Source organism: Kitasatospora sp. NPDC001664 (assembly GCF_053596675.1).
This window is the reverse complement of record NZ_JBSFGS010000003.1, coordinates 440,504-465,873: the sequence shown is the minus strand read 5'-3', so window position 1 is coordinate 465,873 and position 25,370 is coordinate 440,504. Positions and strand designations below refer to the sequence as shown.

The 25,370-nt window shown below is 73.6% G+C and carries 22 protein-coding genes; 14 read left to right on the top strand and 8 right to left on the bottom strand.

Annotation, left to right across the window (positions count from 1 at the left end; genetic code table 11):
• Positions 1-12: 12 nt before the first annotated feature.
• Positions 13-1,206 (bottom strand): C40 family peptidase, encoded by a 1,194-nt coding sequence (locus ACWCYY_RS06875; RefSeq protein WP_449795348.1) that lies wholly within the window; start codon positions 1,204-1,206, stop codon positions 13-15.
• A 301-nt stretch (positions 1,207-1,507) separates the two neighbouring features.
• Between ACWCYY_RS06875 and ACWCYY_RS06870 the strand changes: the two genes are divergently transcribed.
• Positions 1,508-3,397: a glycoside hydrolase family 3 protein gene (locus ACWCYY_RS06870; protein WP_345289727.1), complete on the top strand. Its 1,890-nt coding sequence runs from the start codon at positions 1,508-1,510 to the stop codon at positions 3,395-3,397.
• A gap of 32 nt (positions 3,398-3,429) precedes the next feature.
• Positions 3,430-5,613, top strand: coding sequence for an RICIN domain-containing protein (locus ACWCYY_RS06865; RefSeq protein WP_345289728.1), 2,184 nt, complete (start codon positions 3,430-3,432; stop codon positions 5,611-5,613).
• A gap of 27 nt (positions 5,614-5,640) precedes the next feature.
• On the opposite strand, the gene ACWCYY_RS06860 is transcribed toward ACWCYY_RS06865, so the two are convergent.
• Positions 5,641-6,363: a hypothetical protein gene (locus tag ACWCYY_RS06860; protein ID WP_345289729.1), complete on the bottom strand. Its 723-nt coding sequence runs from the start codon at positions 6,361-6,363 to the stop codon at positions 5,641-5,643.
• Positions 6,364-6,564: 201 nt separating this feature from the next.
• On the opposite strand from ACWCYY_RS06860, the gene bioB reads away from it, so the two are divergent.
• From bioB to ACWCYY_RS06830, 6 genes are all read left to right on the top strand, one after another.
• Positions 6,565-7,785 carry a biotin synthase BioB gene (gene bioB, locus ACWCYY_RS06855; RefSeq protein ID WP_345289731.1) on the top strand — a complete coding sequence of 407 codons (1,221 nt, stop codon included), beginning with the start codon at positions 6,565-6,567 and terminating at the stop codon, positions 7,783-7,785.
• A 16-nt stretch (positions 7,786-7,801) separates the two neighbouring features.
• Positions 7,802-9,076: an adenosylmethionine--8-amino-7-oxononanoate transaminase gene (locus ACWCYY_RS06850; protein ID WP_449795347.1), complete on the top strand. Its 1,275-nt coding sequence runs from the start codon at positions 7,802-7,804 to the stop codon at positions 9,074-9,076.
• Between the two features lie 22 nt (positions 9,077-9,098).
• A complete protein-coding gene (gene bioD / locus ACWCYY_RS06845) occupies positions 9,099-9,839 on the top strand; it encodes a dethiobiotin synthase (protein ID WP_449795346.1) in 741 nt (246 codons plus the stop codon).
• Positions 9,840-9,860: 21 nt separating this feature from the next.
• Positions 9,861-11,177 carry a hypothetical protein gene (locus ACWCYY_RS06840; RefSeq protein WP_449795345.1) on the top strand — a complete coding sequence of 439 codons (1,317 nt, stop codon included), beginning with the start codon at positions 9,861-9,863 and terminating at the stop codon, positions 11,175-11,177.
• A 190-nt stretch (positions 11,178-11,367) separates the two neighbouring features.
• Positions 11,368-13,506 carry a hypothetical protein gene (locus ACWCYY_RS06835; RefSeq protein ID WP_449795344.1) on the top strand — a complete coding sequence of 713 codons (2,139 nt, stop codon included), beginning with the start codon at positions 11,368-11,370 and terminating at the stop codon, positions 13,504-13,506.
• 137 nt (positions 13,507-13,643) lie between these two features.
• Positions 13,644-14,795 carry an alpha/beta hydrolase family protein gene (locus ACWCYY_RS06830; RefSeq protein ID WP_449795343.1) on the top strand — a complete coding sequence of 384 codons (1,152 nt, stop codon included), beginning with the start codon at positions 13,644-13,646 and terminating at the stop codon, positions 14,793-14,795.
• Between the two features lie 29 nt (positions 14,796-14,824).
• On the opposite strand, the gene ACWCYY_RS06825 is transcribed toward ACWCYY_RS06830, so the two are convergent.
• Complete coding sequence (locus tag ACWCYY_RS06825) at positions 14,825-15,922, bottom strand: hypothetical protein (protein WP_380149135.1); 1,098 nt, start codon at positions 15,920-15,922, stop codon at positions 14,825-14,827.
• A 378-nt stretch (positions 15,923-16,300) separates the two neighbouring features.
• Between ACWCYY_RS06825 and ACWCYY_RS06820 the strand changes: the two genes are divergently transcribed.
• Complete coding sequence (locus tag ACWCYY_RS06820) at positions 16,301-16,378, top strand: 50S ribosomal protein bL37 (protein ID WP_380149272.1); 78 nt, start codon at positions 16,301-16,303, stop codon at positions 16,376-16,378.
• Between the two features lie 64 nt (positions 16,379-16,442).
• Here ACWCYY_RS06820 and ACWCYY_RS06815 read toward each other — a convergent pair whose 3' ends face one another.
• On the bottom strand, positions 16,443-16,769 hold the full coding sequence (locus ACWCYY_RS06815) for a deoxyxylulose-5-phosphate synthase (RefSeq protein ID WP_449795342.1): 327 nt from the start codon (positions 16,767-16,769) through the stop codon (positions 16,443-16,445).
• A 92-nt stretch (positions 16,770-16,861) separates the two neighbouring features.
• Here ACWCYY_RS06815 and ACWCYY_RS06810 point away from each other — a divergent pair, with 92 nt between their 5' ends.
• Entirely contained in the window at positions 16,862-17,365 is a 504-nt protein-coding gene (locus ACWCYY_RS06810; protein WP_449795341.1) for an isochorismatase family protein, read from the top strand.
• 7 nt (positions 17,366-17,372) lie between these two features.
• Here the strand turns inward: ACWCYY_RS06810 and ACWCYY_RS06805 are convergent, their stop codons facing one another.
• The 3 genes from ACWCYY_RS06805 to ACWCYY_RS06795 all read right to left on the bottom strand — a co-directional run bounded on the left by ACWCYY_RS06805 (position 17,373) and on the right by ACWCYY_RS06795 (position 19,110).
• Positions 17,373-18,041, bottom strand: a complete 669-nt coding sequence (locus tag ACWCYY_RS06805; protein WP_345289742.1) for a class F sortase — start codon at positions 18,039-18,041, stop codon at positions 17,373-17,375.
• Between the two features lie 90 nt (positions 18,042-18,131).
• Positions 18,132-18,443 carry a hypothetical protein gene (locus tag ACWCYY_RS06800; RefSeq protein WP_449795340.1) on the bottom strand — a complete coding sequence of 104 codons (312 nt, stop codon included), beginning with the start codon at positions 18,441-18,443 and terminating at the stop codon, positions 18,132-18,134.
• A 235-nt stretch (positions 18,444-18,678) separates the two neighbouring features.
• Positions 18,679-19,110, bottom strand: coding sequence for a GNAT family N-acetyltransferase (locus ACWCYY_RS06795; protein WP_345282798.1), 432 nt, complete (start codon positions 19,108-19,110; stop codon positions 18,679-18,681).
• A 273-nt stretch (positions 19,111-19,383) separates the two neighbouring features.
• Between ACWCYY_RS06795 and ACWCYY_RS06790 the strand changes: the two genes are divergently transcribed.
• Together ACWCYY_RS06790 and ACWCYY_RS06785 are read left to right on the top strand one after the other, a co-directional pair.
• Positions 19,384-20,052, top strand: a complete 669-nt coding sequence (locus ACWCYY_RS06790) for a class I SAM-dependent methyltransferase (protein ID WP_345282800.1) — start codon at positions 19,384-19,386, stop codon at positions 20,050-20,052.
• A gap of 373 nt (positions 20,053-20,425) precedes the next feature.
• A complete protein-coding gene (locus ACWCYY_RS06785) occupies positions 20,426-21,574 on the top strand; it encodes an ROK family protein (RefSeq protein ID WP_345282802.1) in 1,149 nt (382 codons plus the stop codon).
• Positions 21,575-21,788: 214 nt separating this feature from the next.
• Here the strand turns inward: ACWCYY_RS06785 and ACWCYY_RS06780 are convergent, their stop codons facing one another.
• Positions 21,789-22,580 (bottom strand): GntR family transcriptional regulator, encoded by a 792-nt coding sequence (locus ACWCYY_RS06780; RefSeq protein ID WP_345282804.1) that lies wholly within the window; start codon positions 22,578-22,580, stop codon positions 21,789-21,791.
• Positions 22,581-22,835: 255 nt separating this feature from the next.
• Between ACWCYY_RS06780 and ACWCYY_RS06775 the strand changes: the two genes are divergently transcribed.
• Positions 22,836-23,639 carry an exodeoxyribonuclease III gene (locus tag ACWCYY_RS06775; RefSeq protein ID WP_345282806.1) on the top strand — a complete coding sequence of 268 codons (804 nt, stop codon included), beginning with the start codon at positions 22,836-22,838 and terminating at the stop codon, positions 23,637-23,639.
• Between the two features lie 144 nt (positions 23,640-23,783).
• The gene (dacB, locus tag ACWCYY_RS06770; protein ID WP_449795339.1) at positions 23,784-25,355 is read left to right on the top strand and encodes a D-alanyl-D-alanine carboxypeptidase/D-alanyl-D-alanine endopeptidase; all 1,572 of its coding nucleotides are present in this window, start codon (positions 23,784-23,786) and stop codon (positions 25,353-25,355) included.
• Positions 25,356-25,370: the final 15 nt, after the last annotated feature.

Here is a 25,370-nt window from a genome sequence, read left to right as displayed (position 1 = left end):
ACCCGCCTGCCGTCAGCAGTTCGGGATGACGGTGCCGTTGTTGTCCTTGGCCACGTCGTTGCCCCAGCGCGACAGGTAGAACGCCGACACCCACTGACCCCCCGGCCCCACGTCCGGATCCGTCTTCAGCCACCAGTGGTTGAACGAGGAGCCCGACGCCACCTCACGCCCCCACGCCTTGCAGAACACGTAGTTGGTGCCCTGGTACAGCGTGCCCGTGGCACTGGTGGAGCTGGGCGAGGCGAAGACCGAGGCGTTCGAGAAGGTGTCCACCCAGTACTTCCCGGTGGCCGGCGGCGCTCCGCCGCCCGCGCAGTCGGGGATGACGGTGCCGTTGTTGTCCTTGGCCACGTCGTTGCCCCAGCGCGACAGGTAGAACGCCGACACCCACTGGCCCCCCGGCCCCACGTCCGGATCCGTCTTCAGCCACCAGTGGTTGAACGAGGAGCCCGACGCCACCTCACGCCCCCACGCCTTGCAGAACACGTAGTTGGTGCCCTGGTACAGCGTGCCGGTCTGGGTGGTGGAGGTCGGCGAGCCGTAGACCGGGGCGTTGGCGAAGGTGTCGACCCAGTACTGGCCCGGCGTGGTGGGCGGGTTGGGGCTGCCGCCGCCGGGGCCGTAGAGGCGGATCGCGCCGTAGTAGTCACCGTGCGAGGAGAGTGCGGCGACCTGGACGTAGCCGCCGGAGTACGGGGCCTCCGCGATGTAGCCGTTGCCCAGGTACATCGCGACGTGGTGGATGGTGGAGGGCGAGCCGCCGAAGAACACCAGGTCACCGGGGAGCAGCGGGGCGGTTCCGTCGGAGCGGTAGTAGCGGGCCACCGCCCGCGAGGAGGGCCACTGGGTGTAGGTGGTGCCGTTGATGACGTCGGCGCCGACCGCCAGGTAGTAGGCGTAGCGGACGAGGCCGGAGCAGTCGAGGCCCCGGACGTGGCAGTCGTTCGGCGCGCCGTTGGAGGCGTCGCAGATTCCGTAGCTCGGGCCGGGCTGGCTGCCGTGGCCGCCGCCCCAGGAGTAGGGGGTGCCGATCTGGCCGCAGGCGGCGTTGACGGCGGCGACGGCCTGGGTGGCCGCGCCGGAGGAGAGCACGCCGCAGGCGGGGGCGGCCTGGGCCGGCTGGACGCCGGCGAAGAAGACCGCGAAGGAGGCGAGCACCGAGAGCAGGGCAGCGGTGCGCAGTGGACGAAGGAGCCAGCGTGCCAAGGGCGTTACGCGCGTAGTCACAGGGCCGTCCCGAACTGTCGTGGGGGCTGGGATTGGTGGCGGACATTCAAGCACCGCCGCACGGACGGCGGGTAGCCCCGCGGCACACACTCTTCAACAGTTCATCGAGGGTCGTGGCCACACCCTGGCGGCCCGTCAGCTGACCAGGCATTACTTCACGGTTAAGTTCAAGTCCTGAAAAAAGAGCGCCCCGACCCCTTACCAACGCTTTCGGGACTCTGCTTACATGCTCCTGACATCGCACCTCCGGCACCCCACCCAGGACTGGAGAGACATCCGCATGCACCGGCGCCCCCTGCTCGGCGGAGCCCTGCTCGCCGCCGCCACCATCGCCGCATCCGCCCTCCCCGTCAGCGCCTCGGCAACCCCCGGCCCGGCCTACCGGGACTCCCGGAAACCGGTCGAACGCCGGGTCGAGGACCTGCTGGCCCGGATGACCCTGACCGAGAAGATCGGCCAGATGACCCAGGCCGAGCGCAACGCCGTCGACGGCGACCCGGCGAAGATCACCACCCTGGCCCTCGGCTCCCTGCTCTCCGGCGGCGGCTCCACCCCCGCCTCCAACACCCCGGCCGCCTGGGCCGACATGGTGGACGGCTACCAACGCCGCGCCCTGGAGACCCGCTTGGGCATCCCCCTGCTCTACGGCGTGGACTCGGTGCACGGCCACGGGAACCTGGTGGGCGCCACCGTCTTCCCGCACAACATCGCGCTCGGCGCCACCCGCGACCCCGAACTCGCCCGCAGGGCCGCTCACATCACCGCGATCGAGACCCGCGCCACCGGCCCGCAGTGGGTCTTCGCCCCGTGCGTCTGCGTGGCCCGGGACGACCGCTGGGGCCGCACCTACGAGAGCTTCGGCGAGACGCCCGAGCTGGTGAGCTCGATGGAGACCCAGATCGACGGCTTCCAGGGCACCCGCGGCTCCCAACTCGACCGCCCCGACCGGGTGCTGGCCACCGTGAAGCACTACGCCGGCGACGGCTCCACCGCCTACGGCTCCTCGGCCGGCAGCTACAAGCTGGACCAGGGCGTCACCGTCACCTCCCGCGAGCGCTTCCGCCGGATCGACCTCGCCCCGTACGTCACGGCGGTGCAGCGGCACCGGGTCGGCTCGATCATGCCCTCCTACTCCAGCGTGGACTGGACCGAGGACGGCCTGGGCAACCCGGTGAAGATGAGCGCCAACCACGAGCTGCTCACCGAGGTGCTCAAGCAGAAGACCGGCTTCGACGGATTCCTGATCAGCGACTGGGACGCGATCAACCAGCTCCCGGGCGACTACCCGACGCAGGTGCGCACCGCGGTCAACGCGGGGATGGACATGTTCATGGTCCCGTACAGCGCCGAGAAGTTCGAGCAGGCCCTGCTCACCGAGGTGAACGAGGGCCGGGTGGCGCCGTCCCGGATCGACGACGCCGTCCGCCGGATCCTCCGGGCCAAGTTCGAACTCGGCCTGTTCGAGCACCCGTTCACCGACCGGCGGTACCAGTCCGCCATCGGCTCGCCCGAGCACCGGGCGGTGGCCAGGGAGGCCGTCGCCAAGTCCCAGGTCCTGCTGAAGAACGAACACGGCGCGCTGCCGCTCAGGCGCACCGACGCCATCTACGTCGCGGGCGTCAACGCCGACGACCCCGGTAACCAGGCCGGTGGTTGGACCGTCACCTGGCAGGGCGCCCCCGGCGACACCATCCCCGCCACCACCATCCTGGAGGGCATCCGGGAGTACGCCCCCTCCGCCGTGTACAGCGCGGACGCCTCGGCGCCCGTCGGCGGTGCGAAGGTCGGCGTCGTGGTGGTCGGCGAGACGCCGTACGCCGAGGGCATGGGCGACGTCGGCAACAACGGGCACACCCTGGAGCTCTCCCCGGCCGACCGGGCGAACGTCGACAAGGTCTGCGCCGCCGTACCCACCTGCGTGGTGCTGGACGTGGCGGGCCGTCCGCAGATCGTCACCGGCCAACTCCCGGCCATGGACGCCTTCGTGATGTCCTGGCTGCCCGGAAGCGAGGGCGGCGGGGTGGCCGACGTGCTGTTCGGCGAGCGCCGCTTCTCCGGGAAGCTCCCGGTCAGCTGGCCGCGCAGCGAGGCCCAGGAGCCGCTGAACGTCGGCGACCCGTCCTACGACCCGCTGTTCCGCTACGGCTTCGGCCTCACCGCCGGCCGCTGATCCCGCCCATCGACCCAGGAGCCCCCACCTCCATGAACCAACGACAACGGCGTTACGGCATAAGGCTGTTGACCGCCGCCACGCTGCTCGCGCCCGCCTCCGTGCTGGCTCCCACCGGCGCCGAGGCGGCCACCCCCACCGGCTGGACCACCGTGGTCAACCGCAACAGCGGCCGCTGCGTGGACGCCGCGGCGGCCGCCACCGCCAACGGCACCGCCGTCCAGCAGTACTCCTGCAACGCCACCACCGCCCAGCAGTGGCAGCTGCTGCCCACCGACGGCGGCCACGTCCGGATCGCCAACGCGAACGACTCCACCAAGGTCTGGGACGTCACCGGCGTGTCCGCCGCCGACGGCGCCAAGGTCCAGCTCTGGACCTGGGGCGGCGGCACCAACCAGCAGTGGCTGCCGGTGGACGAGGGCGGCGGCTCGTACCACTTCGTCAACCGCAACAGCGGCAAGTGCCTGGACGTACCGTCCGCCTCCACCGCCGATGCGGTGGTGCTCCAGCAGTACACCTGCAACGGCACCGCCGCGCAGTCCTTCTCCTTCGGCGCCGGCGGCGACCCGGGCAACCCCGGCAATCCGGACCTCGGCCCGAACGTCGCCGTGTTCGACCCCTCGATGCCCGCCGCCACCGTGCAGGCCAAGCTGAACGCGGTCTTCCAGCAGCAGGAGACCAACCAGTTCGGCACCCAGCGCCAGGCCCTGCTCTTCAAGCCCGGGACGTACAACGTCGACGCCAACGTCGGCTTCTACACCCAGGTGGCCGGCCTCGGCCTCACTCCCGACGCCGTCACCATCAACGGCGGGGTGCACGCCGAGGCCGACTGGTTCCAGGGCAACGCCACCCAGAACTTCTGGCGCTCCGCCGAGGGCCTCTCCGTCAACCCGCCCTCCGGCACCGACCGCTGGGCGGTCTCGCAGGCCGCCCCCTACCGCCGGATGCACGTGCGCGGCAACCTCCAGCTGGACGACGGCGGCTGGTCCAGCGGCGGCCTGCTGGCCGACAGCCTGGTCGACGGCCAGGTCCGCTCCGGCTCCCAGCAGCAGTGGCTCTCCCGCAACTCCCAGTGGGGCAGCTGGACGGGCTCCAACTGGAACATGGTCTTCGTCGGCGACGTCAACGCCCCGGCCAACACCTTCCCCAGCCCGCCCTACACCACCGTGGCGCAGACCCCGGTGGTCCGGGAGAAGCCCTTCCTGTACGTGGACGCGGCCGGGGCCTACCGGGTCTTCGTCCCGTCGCTGCGCACCAACTCGGTCGGCACGTCGTGGAGTTCGGGCAGCCAGGCGGGCAGCTCACTGCCGATCGACCAGTTCTTCGTGGTCAGGCCCGGTGCCACCGCGGCCCAGGTCAACGCCGCCCTCGGCCAGGGGAAGAACCTGCTCTTCACCCCCGGCGTCTACCACCTCGACCAGACCCTGAACGTGAACCGGCCCGACACCGTGGTGCTCGGCCTCGGCCTGGCCACCCTGATCCCGGACAACGGCATCGCCGCGATGACCGTCGCCGACGTGGACGGGGTGAAGATCGCCGGAGTGCTCTTCGACGCCGGCCCGGTGAACTCCCCCGTGCTGCTCCAGCTCGGCCCGGCCGGCTCCACCGCCCGGCACACCGCGAACCCGGCCTCCCTGCACGACGTGTTCTTCCGGATCGGCGGCGCGGGCGTCGGCCGGGCCACCCAGAGCCTGGTGGTGAACAGCTCCGACGTGATCGGCGACCACACCTGGATCTGGCGCGCCGACCACGGCAGCGGCGTCGGCTGGACGGCCAACACCGCCGCCACCGGACTGACCGTCAACGGCACCGCCGTCACCTTCTACGGCCTCTTCGTCGAGCACTACCAGCAGCACCAGGTGGTCTGGAACGGCAACGGCGGCCGCACCTACTTCTTCCAGAACGAGATGCCCTACGACCCGCCGAACCAGGCCGCCTGGCAGAACGGCGCGACCCGCGGCTACGCCGCCTACAAGGTGGCCGACTCGGTGACCTCGCACGAGGCCTGGGGCCTGGGCAGCTACTGCTACTTCAACGTCAACCCGGGGGTGGTGGCCGAGCACGCGATCGAGGCGCCGAACCGGAGCGGGGTGCGCTTCCACGACATGGTGACCGTCTCGCTCGGCGGCACCGGCACCATCGCCCACGTGGTGAACTCCACCGGCGGCCCGTCCAACTCCGCCACCAACGTCGCCAACCTGGTCAGCTACCCCTGAAGCCCGTGACGCGGCCTCAGGGCCGGGTCAGAGCCAGATGAAGGGCGCCCGGGCCGTGTACCCCACGGCCCGGGTGGCCTCGTCCAGGGCGGCGGGCGCCGCGGTGGAGGCCGGGTCGGCGAAGCGCGAGGAGGTGACGGTCAGGTAGTGACCGACCGCGTCCACCTGGACGCTGGTCTGCTGCTGAGCGCCCGGCAGGGGGGCCGGTGAGCCGGACGGCGTCGGCAGGACGCCCGGGTCCGGCGGCACGAAGGCGATCGCCTCGGCGTTGGGGACCAGCGCCTTCTCGGCCTGCTGCGCCGACCCCTCGTCGGGGAAGCGCAGCACCGTCACGCTGCTCAGCACCTGGTTGCCGTCCTGGGTGTAGCTGACCGAGACGTAGGAGAGGCAGTTGGTGTCCTTGAGCACGTCCCGGCCCTTGTCGGCCAGCACCTCGGCGCAGGCCTGGCCCTGGCGGGCCGCCGTGCGGCGGGCCTTGAAGCCGCCGTTGTCGACCGCCCGGCCGACGGGGAAGTAGCGCTCGACGGTGAAGAACTGCTCCTCCGTCAGCGGCTGGGTCGGCGGACCGGCGTCGGCCGGCACCGCGCTGAGGCCCTCCTTGGTGGTCCGTCCGGCGCCCGGGAGCCAGTCGCCCGACTCGGCCACCACCACGCCCACGGCGACGGCCACACCGCCGACGGTGCACAGGGCGATGATCCGGCGGCGGCGGCCCCGGACCCGGCGGCTCTGGCGCTCCCCCTGCGTGGTCATGGCGCAGATTCTAAGCGGATGATCCGACCACGTCCGCACCCGGGTCGCCCGCCACGCCGCGCCCGGCCGCCCGGTGGCGCGGAGCGGATCGCCCGATGATCGCCGGATGGCGGAACTGTGACAACTCGCACACCTCCGAGGCCCTGTTCTTGGTGGGTTCCCTCTGGCGCGGGGCGACGTCGCCCGGGCAGGATCAAGGCCATGGATCTGCTCGACACCCTCACCGCCAAGGGCCTGCGCCGGGAACTCCCCACCCGGGAGGAGGCACTGGCCGTACTCGCCACCACCGACGACGAGTTGCTGGACGTGGTCGCGGCCGCCGGGCGGGTGCGCCGTCAGTGGTTCGGCCGGCGGGTCAAGCTCAACTACCTGGTGAACCTCAAGAGCGGCCTCTGCCCCGAGGACTGCAACTACTGCTCCCAGCGGCTCGGCTCCAAGGCGGAGATCCTCAAGTACACCTGGCTCAAGCCCGAGCAGGCGGCCGAGGCGGCCGCCGCCGGTCTGGCCGGCGGTGCCAAGCGGGTCTGCCTGGTCGCCAGCGGCCGCGGCCCGACGGACCGCGACATCGACCGGGTCGCCGACACCATCGCCGCCATCAAGGACTCCAACGAGGCCGTCGAGGTCTGCGCCTGCCTGGGCCTCCTCTCCGACAACCAGGCCGAGCGGCTGAAGGCGGCCGGGGCCGACGCCTACAACCACAACCTCAACACCTCCGAGGCCACCTACGGGGACATCACCACCACCCACACCTACGCGGACCGGGTGGACACCGTCCAGAAGGCGCACGGCGCCGGCCTCTCCGCCTGCTCCGGCCTGATCGCCGGCATGGGCGAGAGCGACGAGGACCTGGTCGACGTGGTCTACGCGCTGCGCGAGATCGGCTCCGACTCGGTGCCGGTCAACTTCCTGATCCCCTTCGAGGGCACCCCGCTGGCCAAGGAGTGGAACCTCACCCCGCAGCGCTGCCTGCGCATCCTCGCCATGGTCCGCTTCGTCTGCCCCGACGTCGAGGTCCGGATCGCCGGCGGCCGCGAGGTGCACCTGCGCTCGATGCAGCCGCTCGGCCTGCACATCGCCAACTCCATCTTCCTCGGCGACTACCTCACCAGCGAGGGCCAGGCCGGCCAGGCCGACCTCGACATGATCGCCGACGCGGGCTTCGTGGTGGAGGGCGCGGGCGAGGCCACCCTGCCGCGGCACCGCTCCGAGGCCGCGGCCGGCGGCGGCTGCGGCTCGGTCTGCTCGACCGACTCCGAGGCCTCGGAGGACGCCCACGGCTGTGGCACCGGCGGTGGCTGCGGCCCGTGCGGCGGTCACGCCGCCCCCGTGCCCGCCCAGAGCACCCCGAACGACGAGCCCCAGCCCGACCTGGTCCGGGTCCGCCGCCGCGGCGCCGGCACCGAACTGGCGCCCAACGCCTAGGAACTGACGCTCCCCCATGCACAACCTCCTCGACCTCGACCGCGCCCACGTCTGGCACCCGTACGGCCCGATGCCCGGCACCTCCACCCCCTACGTGGTGGAGTCCGCCTCCGGTGTCCGGCTCCGGATGGCGGAGCCGGTGGCCGGGCACCACGAGCTGATCGACGGCATGTCCTCCTGGTGGGCGGCCGTCCACGGCTACCGGCACCCGGTGCTGGACGCCGCGGTGACCGACCAGCTCGGCCGGATGAGCCACGTGATGTTCGGCGGGCTCACCCACGAGCCGGCCGTCGGGCTGGCCTCCCGGCTGGTGGAGATCACCCCGGAGCCGCTGCGGCACGTGTTCCTCTCGGACTCGGGCTCGGTCGCGGTCGAGGTCGCGATGAAGATGTGCCTGCAGTACTGGCGCTCGATCGGCCGCCCCGCCAAGCAGCGTCTGCTGACCTGGCGCGGCGGGTACCACGGCGACACCTTCCACCCCATGTCGGTCTGCGACCCCGAGGGCGGGATGCACAGCCTCTGGGGCGGGGTGCTGCCGGGTCAGGTCTTCGTCCCCGAGCCGCCGGTGGAGTTCGAGCAGGCGTACGCGGACCAGCTGGAGCAGGCGGTCGCCGAGCACGCCGACACGCTCGCCGCGGTGATCGTCGAGCCGGTGGTGCAAGGCGCGGGCGGCATGCGCTTCCACTCCCCGGAGTACCTGCGGGTGCTGCGCGAGGTCTGCGACCGCCACGACGTGCTGCTGGTCTTCGACGAGATCGCCACCGGCTTCGGCCGCACCGGCGAGCTCTTCGCCGCCGACCACGCGGGCGTCTCCCCCGACGTGCTCTGCCTCGGCAAGGCCCTGACGGGCGGTTACCTCTCGATGGCCGCCACCCTGTGCACCTCCCGGATCGCCGACGGGATCAGCCGGGGCGAGGTCCCCGTGCTCGCCCACGGCCCGACCTTCATGGGCAACCCGCTGGCCGCCGCCGTCGCCAACGCCTCGATCGAGCTGCTGCTCTCCCAGGACTGGCGCACCGAGGTCAAGCGGATCGGAACCGGCCTGCGGGACGGACTCGCCGAGGCCACCGCCGTCCCGGGCGTCAAGGACGTCCGGGTGCTCGGCGCGATCGGCGTCGTCCAGCTCGACCACCCCGTCGACATGCGGGCGGCCACCGAGGCCGCCGTCCGCGAGGGCGTCTGGCTGCGGCCGTTCCGCGACCTCGTCTACACCATGCCGCCGTACGTCACCTCCGACGCCGACCTGGCGCGGATCACGGCCGCCGTGACCGCCGCCGCTGCCGCCGGCTGACTCCTTCTTCGTTGAGGCTCCTGTGAACACCCGTCAGACCCGCCGCCCCGGCACCGTCCTGTTCGTCACCGGCACCGGCACCGAGGTCGGCAAGACCGCCGTCACCGCGGCCGTGGCCGCGCTCGCCCCCTCGGTGGCGGTGCTGAAGCCCGGTCAGACCGGCGTCCTCCCCGGCGAACCGGGGGACGCCGAGGAGGTCGGCCGGCTGGCCGGCCCGCACGTGACCCTGCGCGAACTCGCCCGCTATCCCGAGCCCTTGGCCCCCGAGACCGCCGCCCGGCGCTCCGGTCTGCCGGCGCTGACGGCCGCCGAGGCCGCCGCCGAGGCCGCTTCGCTGGCCGCCGACCACGACCTGGTCCTGGTCGAGGGCGCGGGCGGCCTGCTGGTCCGCTACAACCCGGCCGGGGAGACCCTCGCCGACATGGCACTGGCCACCGCGGCGCTCGGCCTGGAGGTCCAGGTCCTGCTGGTCGCCACCGCCGGCCTGGGCACCCTCAACACCACCACCCTCACCGCCGAGGCGCTGCGCGCCCGTGGCCTGGCCACCCTAGGCGTGGTCATCGGCAGCTGGCCCGCCGCCCCCGACCTCGCCATGCGCTGCAACCTCGCCGACCTCCCCACCGCCGCCGGCGCCCCGCTGCTCGGCGCCCTCCCGCACGGCGCCCCGGACGCGCCCTCCTTCTCCGCCCTCGCCGAGTCCGCCCTCGCACCCGCACTCGGCGGCCTCTGGGACGCCGGGAAATTCGCTGCCGATCACGCCTGAGGCCGTGTTGTACTCGCCCCCGTGAACGATCCACGGGGGACCACCGCCGCGCCCGCCTGCGGCCATCACCTGACGTCGGCACCGGTCCCGGTCTGCGAGCACCTGCTCGCCACGACCGAACCGCTCTACCAGTACGTGCACTTCACCGGCGACGGCACCGACCAGGCCCGGGTCTGCCAGGACTGCGTCCCGCCGACCGACGTCGGCCCGATGGTCCGGGTGACTCCGTTCTGCGCCCCCTGCGCCGACGCCGCCACCCGCGGCCTGCTCGGCACCCGCGGTCACCCGGGCCCGGTGGAACGCCCGCGCCCGACCGACCCGACCGTGGTGCGCTCGCCGCTGCCCGCCGCGCTCGGCCCGGTCACCGACCTGGCTCCCGGCGGCGCGGCCGGCGGCTGGCTGCTCCTGCTCGCCGACGGCACCCTCGTCCGCTGGCACCCCGGGGACGAACACTGGCAGGAGCTCGCCCGCACCACGGTCGCCCTGCCGCCGGACGCACGGACCTGGGGCGACATGGTCCCCGCGCTCCGCCTGCACGCCGGCGCCGACGGCCGGTACGCCGCCGTGGTGCAGGATCACGTGGACGAGGAGTCCCTCGGCCAGGTCCTCGACCTCACCACCGGCGCCGTCACCATGTCCCTGTCCGGCGGCACCTACAGGACCTACACCGTCCCGTTCTCCCTCGCCTTCACCGAGCACCAGGGCCGCACCCTGCTGGTCCACCGCACCGACTGGAACCGCCTCGACGTCTCCGACCCCGCCGACGGCACCCTCCTGACGGACCGTGAGCTCGACGAGGACCGCGCCCTCGACTACTTCCACGGCGCCCTCCGCATCAGCCCCGACGGCCGCCGGATCGCCGACGACGGCTGGATCTGGCAGCCCGTCGGCGCCCCGTCCCTCTGGAGCCTGCACCACTGGCTGACCGCGAACCCCTACGAGAGCGAGGACGGCCCCAGCCGGCGCGACCCCCTCCAACCCGACTACCTCTGGAACCGTCCGATGGTCTGGCTCGACGGCGAGCGCCTCGCCCTCGGCGGCCTCGGCGACGACAGCGCCTGGCTCCGCCCCGGTGCACTGGTCCTCCACGTCGACGACCTCGCCGGTGCCCTCAACACCCCCCTCCGCCTCACCGCCTTCGCGGGCCCCGACGGCCCCTTCTTCGCGGTCGGCGGCCTCCTGTACGCCGCCACCCCCGAAGGCCTCACCGTCTGGGACCCCACCGACGGCGCCCGCCTCGCCACCGTCCCCGGCTTCCACCCCTCCCACCACCACCGCCCCGCAGGCGAGTTGGCCTCCCTGGTCGACGGCGCCCTGCACCGCTGGACGATCAACTGACACCGGCGCGATCTCCTCGCCCCCGACCGTGACTCATGATCGACAGCGTCGTTGATCTTCTTCGGGGGCAGGGGAAGACCCGGATCCGAATCCATCACCGCAGCGGCACTCCGCCGCGACCGCGGCATGCCCCCTTCTGCCAGGAATCCGTCACACGCGGGCCGTTGGGCCCCAGGGGGTTGTCATCGTCATGCTTCCCGCACTCCACTCCACGAGTCCGCCGCGGACCGTGCCCGACCGCGAGCACGCGCTCCGGCTCCTCGACGCGATGGTCCGGCAGGCCGGTGCCCGGCCGGACCTCGCCGATCCGGCGGACGCCGCGGCCCTCAGCCTCGCCACCGTCGAGCGGGCCTTCGGTCTGTACGAGGGCCGGATCACGCCCGACCTGCCGGCCGACCGGGCCTTCGTGGTGCCCAGCCTGATCAGCCGTCACGACCCCACCCGGGGCCCCGAGATCCACCACCTGCTGCCACTGCTCGACGCCCGGTACGGCGTCACCCCGAGCTGGGGCCAGCACCTCCTGGCGGCCCTGCCGCCCCTGGTGCTGGCCGACTACGGAGCACACGCCGGACACCGCGGGGTCGTGCTGCAGGCCCCGGTCACCGCGGACCTGGTCACGGACCTGACCCCCGAGGCGTCAGCGGAGCGGATCTCGGGCATCGTCCGCGACACAGTCGACTTAGCACGGAAACGATTCGGCACCCACGTGGTGGGCCTCGGCGCCACCCTCCCGGCGCTGACCCGCTTCGGGCGCGACGCGGTCCCCCGCGGGGTCGGCGCGGCCGTGCCGGGCAGGAACGTTCCGGCCGTCACGACCGGCCACGGCGGCACCGTCCACCTGATCCGGTCCCTGACGCTCGACGTCCTGGACTCCGTCGCCGTCGGCGGCGGTCCGCTGCGGATCGGCGTGATCGGAGCGGCCAGCTCGATCGGCGGCTCCGTCCTCACCACCCTGCTCGCCGCCTTACCCGACACGGCCTTCCTCGCCTGCGACCGGCCCACCCGGCTGGGCCGGGTCGACCGGGTGGTCCGGGCGGCGGGCGGCGAGGCCCGCACGCGCGTCACGGCCGACGTGGGAGAGGTCCTGCGGACCTGCCGGGTGACCGTCAGCGCCGTCACCGAAAGGCTGGACCTGGACGAGCTCGTACTGGGCGAGGACCTGACCGGGCACGTCCTCATCGACGACAGCCAGCCCAGCCGGGTCGACCGCGAGCAGTGGCACAAGCGCGGCGCCCGGTTGCTGTGGCCGATCGGCACCGGTGCCCCCGCGCCGGGACCGCTCCACCGGCGCGGGGACTACCGCTACGGACCGGGCACCGGGCTGCTCAACTCCCATGACCTGTGGGCCTGCGAGGCCGAGGCCGCGGTCCTGGCCCTGACCGGGGACCTCGGGGCCGCCCTGACCGGACCGGTCTCCCCCGAGGCGGCCACCCGGATCGGCCGGCTCTGCGACCAGGCCGGGGTCGGCACGGCCGAACCGCAGTCGCACGCCCTCCCCACGCCGCTCGCCCTCCCCTCCCCCGCCCCCTCCCGCCTCGTCCTGCCGCGCCCCGCGCGGGAGCGGACCGCGCCGCGGTCCTCACTCCTCCTCCGACCCCGGCCCTCGGGCCAGGAGGGCCTGGAACGGATGACCACCCTCCCGGCCATCGCCACCCTGGGAACCGACCAGCACCTGGACGGCGGCCAGTGGATCGCGAAGCTCGGCGAGGACCGCGTCTTCATGATGGGCGACAACCCGGCGCTGCCCGTGATGCCCGACCGGCCCACGCTCGCCGACTTCTTCCGCCTGCGGCTCGCACAGGACCGCTTCACCGCCCTGCACCTGATCCACAGCGCCCGCCGCGCCCGCGACCTGGACCTGGGCGACACGGTCGTCACCGCCTGCCTGCTGCACGACATCGCCGTCGGCGGTCTGCTGCGCAGTCACCACGGCCACTGGGGCGCCCAGTTGGTCGCCCCCTACGTCAGCGAGGAGATCGCCTGGGCGATCCGCCAGCACGAGATCCTCCGCTTCTTCCCCGACCCCGCCGTGGGCTACGACTACCCGGACGCCTACAACGCCTTCTTCGGCCCCGACTACCGCCCGCCCGGGCACGTGCACCGCGCCTACCGGGACGTGCGCGCCCACCGCTGGTACATGACGGCCCGCCTCATCACGCTCAACGACGTCTACACCTTCGACTTCGACCCGGCCGAGGAGATCGACATCAGCGAGTTCGAGGACACCCTGGGCCGGTGCTTCCGGCAACCGCGCGAAGGCCTCGGCTTCGACGGCTCACCGGTGGCCCACATGTGGCGGACCATGATCTGGCCCAACAACTTCCTCTGACCGCGGTCGCCCCCCGGCGATGAGCCCGGGCACCCACCGTCAGACCGTGGGTGGAGCCGGGGGGTCATCCGAGCGGATGACCCCCTTCCTCCGCCGAGTTGACGTTCCGTCAGGGATGGCCGCATAGGTTCGAAGGCATGAACCCACGCCTCACCGCCGCCGCCACCCTGACCCTCGCCCTGCTGCTCCCGCTGCCGTTGGCCGCCACCGCCTCGGCCGCGCCCGGCCCGTCCGCAACGGCCACCACGCCTGTGCGGACCCAGCTCGAACTACCGCACCCCACCGGCCCGTTGGGGGTCGGCGAGGAGGTGCTGCACCTGGTGGACCGCAGCCGGGTGGACCAGTGGGCGAAGGCCGGCCCGCGCGAGCTGATGGTGACGATGTACTACCCCGCCCGCCAGGGCACCGGGCGTCCGGCGCCGTACCTGCGGGTGGAGGAGGCGCGGCGGCTGCTCGCCTCGCGCGAGCTCCAGGACGTCGTCGACCCGGCCGTGGTGGCCGCCACCAGGACGGCGGGGCGCACGGATGCCCGGCCGCTGAGCGGGACGTACCCGCTGGTGGTGCTCTCCCCCGGATTCGGCGTCCACCGGGCCACCCTGAGCTCGCTGGCCGAGGACCTCACCTCGCGCGGCTACCTGGTCGCCCTGGTGGACCACGCGTACGAGAGCGTCGGCACCGCCTTCCCGGGCGGTCGGCTGCCGGAGTGCCTGGCCTGCGAGCAGGCCGAGACCGTCGGCTACGACAAGGTGACCGACGGCCGGGCGAAGGACGTCTCCTTCCTGCTCGACCGACTGACCGGCCGTCACCCCGCCTGGCGCTACGCCGGGATGATCGACCGCGAGCGGATCGCGATGGCCGGCCACTCGATAGGCGGCGCCTCGGCCGCCTCCACCATGGCGGCCGACCCGCGGGTGAAGGCCGGGGTCGACATGGACGGCTCGCTGATGACCCCGCCCGCGAGCGACGACCGGCCGTTCCTGCTGCTGGGCGCGGCCGAGACAACGCCGGGCCACGAACCGAGCTGGGACGCCAACTGGAGCCGGTTCGGCGGCTGGAAGCGCTGGATCACCTTCACCGGCTCGGGCCACTTCACCTTCAGCGACTACCCGGCCCTCGGTGACCAGCTGGGCCTGCCCGACCCGGACTACCCGCTCTCCGGTGCCCGCTCGGTGGAGCTGACCAGGCGCTACGTCGGCGCCTTCCTCGACCTCCACCTCAAGGGCCGCCCGCAGCCGGTGCTCGACGGCCCGCGCCCGGACGCCCCGGAGGTGCTCTTCCACACCCCCTGAGCGCCCGGGCCGGGTCTACCGACGGCGGGTCAGAACGCCGAGGTGTAGGCGGTGAAGAACCGCCCGGTCACCGGGCTGCCGCTGCCGTTGAAGCAGATCGGGTAGAGCGTCAGGGTGCTGCCGCTGCGGTTCCAGGGCATGGCCTCGCCGCAGTAGTCCGGGCCGGGACCGAAGGCGGTGGTGTGCGAGGTGTCCGGGGCCTGCGCCACCCCGGGCATGGTCACCGAGTACGGGACCGACCCGGCGAGGGAGTTGACCGCGCCGACCGAGTTGAAGCTGGTCGCGGCCGGGACGCCGCCGTTGTACCAGAGGTGGCCGAAGTACTTGGGCGGGAAGGCCGGGCCGTGCACGGCGCGCTTGACCGAGTAGCTGAGCGTCCAGCGGGTGTCGTACGGGTTGTTGGCCGCGTCGAAACAGGCGACGATCGCGGTCTGGCCGCTGGCGGCCGGGTACCAGTCGGCCACCTTGCAGCGGGCGCCCTGCACGCCGTCCACCGCCGTCACCTGGAAGTTGCCGAGCGGGGTGGCGGCGCCGAGGCCGGGCAGCCAGGCCTTCCAGATGCCGGTGGAGCCGTGGCTGACGGTGTTGGCCCCGCCGGAGGAGTTGTACTGGGTGATCACCGCGCCGGTGGGGGCGGAGTAGGTGTAGCCGTAGCCGCCGCCCGCCGGGGCGGGGACCCCGCTGCTGGTGGTGTAGAGCGCGGTGAACAGCGAGTTCACCGGGATGCCGCCGGGCTTGTAGCACAGGACCGTCACGTCGAGTCCGGTCCCGACCGGGCCCCAGCCCTTGACCTGGCACCAGCTGCCGGTGCGACCGACGGCGGTGGCGTGGGCGATCCCGCCCGGGCCCGCGATCAGCGGGAAGTGCACGACGTACTGGCCGACACCCACCTGGTCGACCTTGACCGGGTTGGCGCCCGGCGACGGCCAGCTGCCCCACTGGCGGGTGGTGTCCGGGACGTAGGCGGGCGGCGGGGTCGCGTTGTCCAGGAAGGCGAAGCCGTAACGGTCCGGTACGGCGGCCGCGGCCGGGGAGGCGGTGGGCAGGGTGGCGGCGAGGAGCGCGGCGAGCACGCTCACGGCGAGCAGCGCGGATCTGACCACGCGCGAGAACAGGCGTAGCGACATGCGGGTACCCCCTGGGTGGTGGTGGCGGACGGTCTCCGTCGACACCCGGGCCCGGCTGACGGTGCGTCACACCCTAGGAGCGGAGCCCCTGTTGGCCTAGACCTCTGGCATGCGCCGGCCGGTCGCTTGTCGGCCTTTCTGCGGCCCGCCCCATCCGCCGCTCCCCGCCCCACCCGTCCCTGCGCACCCGCCACCCGTACACCTGCGCCACACCATCCACCCTTCTCCCCCGCGTGACCGTCACCGGACGGCCGGAACCGGCCGGTCCCCCTCCGCTCACGCCCCGTCACCCGCACAGCGGCGCCGCCTCGCCGACCTCTCCCGCCCGTGCGAGGTTGAACGGAGGACCGGCAGACCGCACCGAGAGGAGCAGACGCGATGTCTTCCAAGCGACGCCGCAAGAAGAAGGCCCGCCGCAAGCACGGCGCCAACCACGGCAAGCGGCCCCAGTGCTGAGCACCGTGTGAGACGGACCGGCCGTGCCACCCCCTCCCTGAGGGCGTGGCACGGCCGGTCCGCGTCAGAGCCCGTACCGCACCAGCGCCTCCGCCGCCGGGCGGCCGGTGCGGCGGACGTGGATCAACCGCTCCCGGACCTCGGGGACGGTGCGGGGGCGGTAACCGGGGCCGCCGCAGCAGGACTTGTGGAAGCGGACGCCCGCGTGCAGCAGCACCGAGAGGACCCGCCAGGCGGCGGTGTCGCGGCGGCGGGGGGCGGCGAAGGCCGAGCCGACGTGGATCAGCGGCTCGGCGCAGCGCGGGCAGCGGCGCTCGTGGGCACCCTCGTACGGCTGCTTGTACGAGGCCCGGCAGGGCAGGCAGACGTAGCTGGTCTTCGCGTGGGACATGGACAGGAGCGTAGGCCGGACCGGCCGGCGGATCGACGGGTTTTCCCCTGCCCCGCCGGGGCCGAACGCCGCGCGGCCCCTATGCTCGGCCCGTGAACACCGCCCTGGTCCTGATCGACCTGATGCCCCGGATCGTCGCGCTCCCGCTCGCCCCGTACGAGGGCGAGCAGGTGCTGGCCCGCTGCCGCCGCCTCGCGGAGGCGTTCCGCGTACAGGGGCGGCCGGTGGTGCTGGTGCGGGTGGACCGCCCCGGGGTGGCCGAGCAGCCGCCCGGCAGCGGCTTCGCCGAGGGCCTGGTGCAGCCCGGGGACGTCACCGTGGTGAAGCAGACCGTGGGCGCGTTCCAGGGCACCGGCCTGGACGCGCGGCTGCGCGAACTCGGCGTCGGGACGGTGGTGTTGGGCGGCCTGGTGACCACCATGGGGGTGGAGTCGACGGCGCGGGCGGCGAGTGACCTCGGCTACGAGGTGGAGTTCGTCGCGGACGCCATGTCCGGCTTCGCGGCCGACGAGCACGAGTTCGCCGTCGGCCGGATCTTCCCGCGCTTCGGCGAGGTGCGGCGGACCGCCGACTACACCGATCCGACGGGCGGCTGACCGGCCGTCACGGCCGCTGCTCCAGGTGGGCGTAGACCACGGTGTTGTCCTGGTAGCCGCCGTGGGCCCGGTCGTAGCGGCCGCCGCAGGTGATCACCCGGAGCTCGGGCCTGGGGGCCGGGGCGTAGACCCGGTCGCTGGGGAAGGCCTCGCGGGGGTGGTTGGCGACCTCGTCCACCACGAAGCGGGCCGTGCCGCCGTCCGTCCGGTCGACCAGGACGGCCTGACCGGGCGTCAGGGTGGCCAGCCGGTACAGCGCGGCGGGGCCGCGTACGGTGTCGACGTGCCCGGCGAGCACGGCGGTGCCGGTCTCGCCCGGGCTGGTCCCGGCCGCGTACCAGCCGGCCAGCGCGGTCTCCTCGGACTCCGGCGGCTGGAGCGACCCGTCCGTCCCGAGGGTCAGCTCGACCAGCGGGACGTCCACGTCCAGCTCGGGGATGCGCAGCCGCCGGGGCACCGACCGGGCCATCCCGTGCACCGGCGCCGGTACGGCCGGCACCACCACGACCGGGACGGGCGCGGCGGCGGGCGTCCCGGGAACCGGCGGCAGCTCGGACGAGGCGCCCAGCCCCACGCCCCAGGCGCCCAGCGCCAACAGCGCCGAGGCCAGCGCGAGCACGCCCGGCGCCCGGCGGCGCCAGCCCTCCCGCCGCTCTCGTCCCATGGCAGTCGCCATCCGGGACCCTCCTTCTCCCTCGCCGCTCCTGTGGCACGACGGTCCGACACCGCGCCACCCGCCCTAACGCGACGGTCTCGGCCGGTACCGCTACCGGCTCTGACGCCGCCTAAGCACCACGGCCCCGCCCGCAGCCAGCACGGAGGCGGAGCCGAGGCCCACCGCGAGGACCGGGGCACCGCCGTCCGGCACCGGCCCGCTGCCCGCCCGCACCGGGCCGTGCGGCAGGGGTGCGGCCGGCGCGGCCGGGGCGGACGGGGCCGGGGTGGTCAGCGGGGGCGGGGTCCCACCGGGGACGGTGGAGCTGTGGTCGGACTCGGTCCGGGCGGCGGCCGGGCCGGCGAGCGGCAGCGCGCTCACGGCCAGCAGGGCGGCGGCCCCGGCGAGGGTGGATATGCGCATGTCCCGGACTCCTGCGGGTGTGGCTACTCGTACCTGATCTCACCGTACGTACTCCGGCCACTACCACCAGTCGGGCTGCGCCGCCTGTGCGAGCGCACGCCAGGGGCGCACGTCCGCCACGCCTCCGCGCCGCTGCACCCCTGACGCCCCGTCCGACGACGCCGCACCCCGAGCGGCGCGGAGCGGACGTCGCCCCCTCGCCGTGACCGACCTGCGGGGAGATCCGGGGGGCCGCTCAGCCCAGCGGCTTCACCCAGCGGGTCCAGGCCGGCTCGGGACCGTAGCCGGCCGCCCGCCAGGCGTGCTGCCCGAGCTCGTTGTGGTCGAGCACCATCGCGTCGGCCCGCCGGCCGCCGAGTGCGGCGAACCGCTCCTCCACCGCGGCCAGGAGTGCGGCGGCGATGCCCTGCCGCCGCTGCTCCGGGTCGACCGCGAGCCGGTAGAGGTGACACCGCCAGCCGTCGTAGCCGGCGATCACGGTGCCGACCACCGCGCCGTCCCGTTCGGCGACGATCAGCGCCTCCGGGTCACGGGCGATCAGGCGTCCGACCCCCTCGGGGTCGTCGGTGATGCTGGTGCCCTCCGCGGCCCTGGCCCAGAAGGCCAGCAGGGCGGGGATCTCGTCGGGGTCGGCGGGGCGCAGTCGTAGGTCGCTCATGACGGGCATGTCTAGCAGCGCCGACCCACCCGGACGAGCGAATTCCAGCTGGTGGGACGGTCCCTTGCGGTCCCGGTGCGCCTCGTGCGCGCGGCAGCCGCGCTGCCTCCGTGCTGCCGCCGTGCTGCGGCTGTACGACGGACACGTGACGCGCACGTGACGGGCCGTCAGATGCCGTAGGGTCTGGGTCACCCCCGACCGCCCCGGGCCCTGCTGCGGCCGGTCGGCGAGGTGGCGGCCCCGGCGTAGGATCCGGGCACCGGTGAGAGGAAGGCGCGGAGCATGGGTGTGGCCACGGTGGACGAGCAGGCCCTGCGGGGGTTCGTGCGGGAGCAGACCGAGCTGGCGCCGGTGCCGTTCGTGCCGGAGGTGCGGCTGCACCAGGCCGCCTCGGCCATCTCGCTCTGGGAGCACACCGAGGAGAGCAAGGGCCAGGCCGACCTGCCGCCGCCGTTCTGGGGTTTCGCGTGGGCCGGCGGCCAGGCCGTGGCCCGCTACGTGCTGGACCACCCGGAGGTGGTGGCGGGCCGTCGGGTGCTGGACCTGGCGGCCGGTTCAGGGCTGGTCGCGGTCGCGGCCGCGCTGCGCGGCGCGGCGGAGGTGACGGCGGCCGAGATCGACGCGTACGCGGTGGCCGCGATCGCGCTCAACGCCGAGGCCAACGGGGTGCGGCTCGACGCCGTCCTGGCGGACCTGCTCGGCGGGGACGGCGGACCGGCCGAGGTGGTGCTGGCCGGGGACGTGTTCTACGAGCGGGCGATGGCCGAGCGGGTGCTGCCGTTCCTGACCCGGGCTCAGGAGCGCGGCGCGCTGGTGCTGGTCGGCGACCCCGGGCGGGCCTACCTGCCGCGCGGGGCCTTCACCGAGGTGGCGGTCTACCAGGTGCCGACGGCGGCCGACCTCGAGGACAGCCGGGTGAAGACCACCACGGTCTGGCGCCTCGGCGGCTGACGCCCCGCCACCACTCCCCCGTCGCTGCCCCGTCACGTCCGTGCGCGGTCACGTCCGTGCGCGGTCACGTCCGTGCGCGGCCGCGACCGCGCACCGTCGCGCACCGCCGCGTTCCGGCGCCCGCCGTTCGGGCCCGGCCGACCCCGCCGGGCGACGGGGCCTACGTACCGTTTCGATACCGAACCGGTGATGAGCTGCGGAAACGCTCGCGGGCCGAGGTCGCTCCGAGTAGCATCCGGCTCACGCCCTCCGGCGCCGTACCCCGTGTCGCGCTGCCCGGTGGGCCCACCCGTGGGGGCCCGGACAGTGTCGCCCGCGTACTCCTTCACGCGTGCCGGTGCAGTCGCGCGTGAGACGGCGGAAGGGCAGCGACTTGGCGGATCGGCTCACCGGAGGGGACTCCTCGCTGCTGCGTCGGATCAACGCCGCGGTCACCCTGCGGGCGCTGCGCGACGGACAGGCCGTCACCCTGACCCAGCTGGTCGGGGACACCGGACTGTCGCGGCCGACGGTGGAGGGCGTGATCGAGGGGCTGATCGAGGCCGGGCTGGTCGCCGAGGTCGAGCAGTCCCAGGACACGGGCCGTCAGCGCGGCCGCCCCGCCCGTTGGTTCCGCTTCCGCGCGGAGGCCGGGCACATCCTGGGCATCGAGATCGGCGTCCACGACATCCGGGTCATCCTGGCCGACCTGACCGGCACCGTGCTGGGCAGCCACGCCAAGCCGGCCGTCGAGACCCTCGAACCCGAGGAGCGGCTCACCCTGGTCCGGGCCACCGTGGCCGAGGTGCTCCGCAAGGCCGGGGTCTCCCGGGACAGCCTCTGGGCGGTCGCGGTCGGCTCCCCCGGCATCGTGGACCGCGAAGGGAACGTCAAGCTCGGCACCGCGATGCCCGGTTGGACCGGGCTGGACCTCGGCGCCCGGCTGCGGCGCTCGTTCCGCTGCCCGGTGATGATCGAGAACGACGCCAACCTGGCCGCCATCGCCGAGCACTGGCAGGGCGCGGCGGTCGGCAAGGGCGACCTGGTCTTCGTGATGGCCGGCCTCAGCCCGGGCGCGGGCTCACTGATCGACGGGCGGCTGCACCGCGGCTTCGGCGGCGCCGCCGGCGAGATCGGCGCACTGCACCTGCTCGGCCAGGAGGCCACCCCGGAGCGCCTGCTCTCCACCACCGGCAAGCCGCTCGACCCGCTGGACGAGGCCGCGGTGGCACGGGTGCTGCGGCTGGCCCGCGAGGGCGACGAGGTCGCCCTCGTCGCGATGGACCGCTTCCTGCGCCGCCTGGTCCACGACGTCGCGGCCCTGGTCCTCGCCCTCGACCCCGAGATCGTGGTGGTCGGCGGCTGGGCGGCCGGTCTTGACGACGTGTTGGAACCCCTGCGCCAACAGCTCGCCCTCTACTGCCTCCGCGCCCCCGACGTCGCCCTGGCCGCCCTCGGCACCGAGGTCGTCGCCATGGGCGCCCTCCGCGTCGCCCTCGACCACGTCGAGGACCAGCTCTTCGCGGTCGACTCCCCGCGCTGACCCGCCGCCGGCCCCGCAGGGGGCGTCAGGGGCGCGGGGAACTGCGCGAATTCGGAAGGCAGAGACCCATGTGCCGGGTACGGAGCTCCACTTGCACGTGGCTGTCCGTACCCGGCACACGGGTCTCGCTCTTCCGTCCCGCGCAGTTCCCCGCGCCCCTGACCGCCCTCCGGGCGGTCAGAAGGGGCGGTCACAAGGGCGGTCGGAAGGGCCGTCAGGAAGCGGCGGCCGCGCCGACCGGCTGCTTGTTCTCGACCGGGGTGACCTCGACCAGGCCGGTCTCGCCGAAGGTGAGCTTGCAGGTGTCGGCCCGGTAGGTGGCGACCGAGAGGGCGGCGAGGCGGCCGGCCGCGGCGTACTGGGTGGTGACCACCAGGACCGGGGTGCCCGGCGGGCGCTGCAGCAGTCCGGCCTCCTCGGCCTCGGCCACGCCGAGCTCGACCGCGCGGGACTCGCCGTCGATCACCAGGCGCTCCAGCTGACGGAGCACCAGCCGCGCCGGATCCGCCTCGGACTGGGCGGCACCGCCGACCACCCGGGGCAGCGCGCGCAGTGCGGCGTCCGGCACGTGCAGGGACTCGGTGGCCATGGCCTGGCCCTGGACCAGACGGATCCGGCGGACGGTGTGCACCAGGCTCCCGGGCTCGACCCCGAGCGACAGGGCGAGCTGCGGCGTGGCGGGGGCGCTCTCGCAGCCGACCTCGCGCCAGGCCTGACTGCGGCTCACCCCGGGCCAGCCCTCCTCGCGGCGGCTGACCGGGACACCGACCCGCGGGGCGGCGATCAGGGTGCCGATGCCACGGCGGCGGACCAGCCGGCCCTCCAGCTCCAGCTGGTCGAGCGCCTGGCGCAGGGTGGCCCGGGCCACGCCGAAGCGGGCGGCGAGCTCCCGCTCGTTGGGCAGCACCTGACCGGTGGAGAACTCCGCGTCGATGGTGCGCACCAGGACCGTGCGCAGGTGCCAGTACTTCGGCTCCGGTACTGCCGCGAGCTGGTTCTGCCCCACCGTGTCCTCCGCCCTGAAGGTCGCCGGGCCTGCCCCGCGCCCGACGTTCTGGCAGGTGGGAGGGGCGGGCTTTATCCGTCCTTCTTTATTAAAGGTCTTTGCAGTAAGTGACAGTAGGGCTTGCCCGCCGAGATGGTCAAGACCAATGCGCTTCCTTGACCTTCGCCGGACAAGACTTCACATCGCGTTCACGACGCGCAGCCGTCACCGCACCGCCTTCCACCGGCCACCCGACCGGCCGGATACCCTTCCCCGGTGACTCTTGTTGTGACTACCGCGAACGTGAACGGCATTCGGGCCGCCGCCAAGAAGGGCCTGCTGGAGTGGCTCACCGCCACCCGGGCGGATGTGATCTGCTTCCAGGAGGTCCGCTCCGAGCACGGCCAACTCCCGGTCGAGCTGCGCGAGTTGGACGGCTGGCACGCGGTCTGGGCCCCCGCCGCGGCCAAGGGCCGGGCCGGCGTGGCCGTCCTCTCGCGGCAGGAGCCGACCCGTACCGCGATCGGCTTCGGCTCGGCCGAATTCGACAATTCGGGCAGGTATGCCGAAATCGACCTCCCCGGCGTCACGGTGGCCAGCCTCTACCTCCCCTCCGGCGAAGTCGGCACCGAACGGCAGGACGAGAAGGAACGCTTCATGGCGGAGTTCCTCGTCCACCTCACCGACCTGCGCAAGCGCGCCGAGGCCGAGGGCCGCGAGGTCGTGGTCTGCGGCGACTGGAACATCGCCCACCAGGAGATCGACCTCAAGAACTGGAAGGCCAACCAGAAGAGCGCCGGCTTCCTCCCCGAGGAGCGCGCCTGGCTCACCCGCGTCCTCACCGAGGCCGGCTACGTGGACGTCGTCCGCACCCTCCACCCCGACCAGCCTGGCCCCTACACCTGGTGGTCCTACCGCGGCCGCGCCTTCGACAACGACTCCGGCTGGCGCATCGACTACCAGATGGCCACCCCGGGCCTCGCCGCCGGCGCCACCTCCGCCGTGGTCGAGCGCGCCGCCACCCACCCCGAGCGCTGGTCCGACCACGCCCCGGTGACCGTGGTCTACGAGCTCGCCTGAGCACCGGCCCGGCTGGGCCGATCGGTGGGGCTCCGGCGGGTCGGGGCCCCGCCTGCGGGGATTCCGGGGGCGGTGGCTGCCTAGGGTGCGAGCGGAACGAGCCCGTTCGGACGGGCTCTGCCGACTCGCCGTGAGGTGCACCGCATGGGACCGAAGAGCCGTCGGGCGCAGGTCCGGCTGAGGGTGGGGGCCGCGCTGCTGACGGCCGCCACCCTGACCGCCGCCGCGCCGCAGGACCCCCGGGGCTCGCTGGGCCCGGAGATCGACGCCGTGATGGACAAGCCCGCCTACCGGCACGGCCAGTGGGGCCTGCTGGAGATGGACCCGGTCAGCGGGGAGACCGTCCACGCGCTGACGCCGGACCAGTTCTTCGTCCCCGGTTCGGTGACCAAGCTGTTCAGCGTCTCGGGCGCCTGGCACGCCCTGGGCACCGAGCACCGCTTCACCACTCCGGTGCACGCGCTCGGCACCCGCGAGGGTTCGGTGCTCGACGGCGCCCTCGCCCTGGTCGCGCAGGGCGACCTGACGATGGGCGGGCGCACCGAGCCGGACGGCTCGGTCGACTTCACCGACATCGACCACACCTACGCCAACGACCTCCCCGGAGCCACCCTCACCCCCGAGGACCCGCTGGCCGGGCTCGACCTGATCGCGGCTCAGGTGCGGGAGTCGGGCATCACCGAGGTCCGCGGCGACGTGGTGGTCGACCCGCGCCTGTTCACCGCCGGGTCCAACCTCGACCCGGCCCCCACTCCCCTGATCGTCAACGACAACCTGATCGACCTGCTGAGCACGCCCACCCAGCCGGGCCGGCCGGCCGAGCTGATGTGGCGGCCGCAGGTCGCGCCGTACCAGGTGACGTCGACCGTGCGGACGGTCGCCCCCGGCGGCCCGACCGACGTCCAGGTCACCGCCTCGCCCGACGGCACCCGGATCACCCTCTCCGGCACGGTGGCCGCCGACTCCGCACCGGTGCTGCGGGTCTCCTCCGTCCAGGACCCGAACGCCTTCGGCCGCACCGCCCTGATCGAGGCCCTCGCCCGCGCCGGGGTCACCGTGACCGCCCCGCCGACCGGGCCCAACCCGGTCGGCACGCTGCCCGCCGACTACTCCGGGGCGCCGCAGGTCGCGGCGTACGTCTCCCCGGTCTACGCCGAGTACGCCCGGCTGGTCCTGAAGGTCAGTCACAACCTCGGCGCCAACCTCGCGATCTGCCTGATGGCGGTGACGGCCGGCGGTCACGCCTGCGACGACGGCTTCCCGGTGCTGCGGTCCTTCCTGGAGCAGGCCGGCGTCGACCCCACCCAGGTGCAGCTGCTGGACGGCCGCGGCGGCAACCCGGTCGACCGGGTCACCCCGCGCGCGGTCAACCAGGTCCTCGCGCACTGGCTCGCCACCCCCGACGCCGAGCGCTTCCGGTACGCCCTGCCGGTCCTCGGCGTGGACGGCAGCCTCGCGCCGTTCTGCCCGGACTGCGCCGCCAAGGGGAAGGTGTTCGCCAAGCCCGGGACGGTGGCCGGCGAAGACGGCGTGAACCAGCGGCTCGCGATCGGGGCGCAGACCCTCGGCGGCTTCCTGGAGACCCGTGACGGGTGCCTGCACACCTTCTTCGTGGGCGTCAACGGGGCCTCCGCGCCGGACATCGAGGGCCTGATCGAGACCGTCGCGGACGTCACCAGGATCGCGGCCCTGCTCCAGGAGCAGGCCGCCCGCTGAGAACGGAGCAGCACC

Bases quoted from the DNA above. Each gene is read 5' to 3' on its own strand.
- ACWCYY_RS06870 (WP_345289727.1), top strand. From the start codon at position 1,508: ATGCACCGGCGCCCCCTGCTCGGCGGAGCCCTGCTCGCCGCCGCCACC.
- ACWCYY_RS06865 (WP_345289728.1), top strand. From the start codon at position 3,430: ATGAACCAACGACAACGGCGTTACGGCATAAGGCTGTTGACCGCCGCC.
- ACWCYY_RS06860 (WP_345289729.1), bottom strand. From the start codon at position 6,363: ATGACCACGCAGGGGGAGCGCCAGAGCCGCCGGGTCCGGGGCCGCCGC.
- bioB (WP_345289731.1), top strand. From the start codon at position 6,565: ATGGATCTGCTCGACACCCTCACCGCCAAGGGCCTGCGCCGGGAACTC.
- ACWCYY_RS06850 (WP_449795347.1), top strand. From the start codon at position 7,802: ATGCACAACCTCCTCGACCTCGACCGCGCCCACGTCTGGCACCCGTAC.
- ACWCYY_RS06835 (WP_449795344.1), top strand. From the start codon at position 11,368: ATGCTTCCCGCACTCCACTCCACGAGTCCGCCGCGGACCGTGCCCGAC.
- ACWCYY_RS06830 (WP_449795343.1), top strand. From the start codon at position 13,644: ATGAACCCACGCCTCACCGCCGCCGCCACCCTGACCCTCGCCCTGCTG.
- ACWCYY_RS06825 (WP_380149135.1), bottom strand. From the start codon at position 15,922: ATGTCGCTACGCCTGTTCTCGCGCGTGGTCAGATCCGCGCTGCTCGCC.
- ACWCYY_RS06820 (WP_380149272.1), top strand. From the start codon at position 16,301: ATGTCTTCCAAGCGACGCCGCAAGAAGAAGGCCCGCCGCAAGCACGGC.
- ACWCYY_RS06815 (WP_449795342.1), bottom strand. From the start codon at position 16,769: ATGTCCCACGCGAAGACCAGCTACGTCTGCCTGCCCTGCCGGGCCTCG.
- ACWCYY_RS06805 (WP_345289742.1), bottom strand. From the start codon at position 18,041: ATGGCGACTGCCATGGGACGAGAGCGGCGGGAGGGCTGGCGCCGCCGG.
- ACWCYY_RS06800 (WP_449795340.1), bottom strand. From the start codon at position 18,443: ATGCGCATATCCACCCTCGCCGGGGCCGCCGCCCTGCTGGCCGTGAGC.
- ACWCYY_RS06795 (WP_345282798.1), bottom strand. From the start codon at position 19,110: ATGCCCGTCATGAGCGACCTACGACTGCGCCCCGCCGACCCCGACGAG.
- ACWCYY_RS06790 (WP_345282800.1), top strand. From the start codon at position 19,384: ATGGGTGTGGCCACGGTGGACGAGCAGGCCCTGCGGGGGTTCGTGCGG.
- dacB (WP_449795339.1), top strand. From the start codon at position 23,784: ATGGGACCGAAGAGCCGTCGGGCGCAGGTCCGGCTGAGGGTGGGGGCC.